Annotated in this window: 2 protein-coding genes; both read left to right on the forward strand. The window is 64.8% G+C overall.

Going from position 1 to position 1813, the window contains the following annotated elements:
• On the forward strand, positions 1–739 hold a 739-nt coding region (locus NG698_RS21525; protein ID WP_252612326.1), incomplete at its 5' end, for a tyrosine-type recombinase/integrase.
• Entirely contained in the window at positions 736–1725 is a 990-nt protein-coding gene (locus tag NG698_RS21530) for a tyrosine-type recombinase/integrase (RefSeq protein ID WP_252612334.1), read from the forward strand. The genes NG698_RS21525 and NG698_RS21530, both read left to right, overlap by 4 nt.
• Positions 1726–1813 lie beyond the last annotated feature (88 nt).

The raw sequence follows: 1813 nt of genomic DNA on the forward strand, positions 1-1813 counted from the left end.
GACACGTCTGTCGCTGGTGCGCCGATTCGCCGCGCACCTGAGCGCGAACGGTGTCGACGTCCCCGTCATCCCCGGTGGCCTGCTGTCAGCGAAGAAGCCCCGGGCAGTGCCTTACATCTACAGCCAAGACGACGTCGATGCGCTGCTTGCCGCCTGCACTGAGGCGTTCTCCAACGAGCGCGTCGCCGCGACAGTGCACACCGTCATCGGCCTACTCACCGCAACGGGGCTACGAATCAGCGAGGCGTTGAACCTTCGAGTCGATGACATTGACCTGCGCAACGACGTGCTGGTGATCAGGGCGGCGAAGTCGGACGAGCGGCTCGTTCCCGTGCACGCCTCGACGACGGCAGCGCTCATACGATACATCGATCTCCCGGCAAGGACTGCCACCAGCCCTGACCCGCACGGCCCGATTTTCGTGACCTCCAAGGGGACCGGGTACCACTACGTCTCCTTCTTTCCGCTGTTCAAACGGGTTCGGGAGCGAACCGGACTCACCCCGCGCGGCAGAGCGCGGCCCCGGCTCCACGACCTGCGGCACACCTTCGCCACCGCGCACATGACCGCGGCCTACGCCCACGGCGGCGACCCCGACAGGGTGCTGTCGTTGCTCGCCACCTGGCTCGGGCACTCCGACGCCGCCCACACCTACTGGTATCTGACCGCGACCGGCGAGCTGATGGCGCTGGCCGCTGGCATGCTCGACCGCGCTCCCAAAGAAGGAGAATCATCATGAACGCCCTGGCCACGAGCCTGCAAACCTACTTCACTGCCTTCGCCCGCACCCAGCGTGACCTTTCCAGCAACACGATCGCGTCCTACCGCGACACCTGGCGGATGCTCCTCAAACACCTGACCGCCACGCTCGGTGTTCCCACAGACAAGATCGATTTCGATGCCCTCACCGTCACGAACGTCTCCGGATTCCTCGACCACCTCGAACACGACCGCGGCAACAACGCCAAGACCCGCAACACCCGACTGACCGCGATCCGAGCCGTGCTCAGTCGCGCCCTTCCCAACCACCCCGAGCACGCCGCCACGATCACGCAGGTCCTCGCGATCCCTCCCAAACGCACCACCAGGCCGGTCATCGAATTCCTCACCCCTGGAGAAGTCGACGCGCTACTCGCAGCACCCGACCATCAGACCTGGACCGGGCGACGTGACCACGCGCTGCTGGCCATGGCGGTGCAGACCGGCCTTCGGATCAGCGAGATCTGCGCACTGACCCTCAACGACATCCATCTCGGCGCTGGACCTCACGTCACCTGCACTGGCAAAGGCCGACGCCAGCGCTCCACCCCACTGACCCGCACCACCGTGAACACCATGAAGCACTACCTCGCTGAACGGGCGACCCGGCCCGGAACTGCGATGTTCTGCGGTCCTCACGGACAAGCTCTTTCCCGCGACGCACTCGAGCACCGCCTCGCTAAACATCTGAACACCACGAAAACCACATGCTCCAGCCTCGCAGGCAAGCACGTCACGATGCACACCCTGCGGCACACGACGGCAATGAATCTCCTGACCGGCGGGGTCGACGTCGCCGTCATCGCACTCTGGCTCGGTCACGCCGACACGCACAGCACCGACGCCTACCTCCACGCCGACATGGCAATCAAGCAAGCTGCCATCGAACGGACCAGGCCGCTCGGCGTCACTCCCGGCAGCTACCACCCCGAACCGGACATCCTCGCCTGGCTCACAGCCCTATAACTATGCCGACATCTCAGCCCCAAAAACCCAGCTGACCAGCACCATTACACCCATCATCGGCATAGCCCCAAGGTCGGCATAGGACATC

It is taken from the genome of Pseudarthrobacter raffinosi, assembly GCF_023913735.1.
GTDB lineage: Bacteria > Actinomycetota > Actinomycetes > Actinomycetales > Micrococcaceae > Arthrobacter > Arthrobacter raffinosi.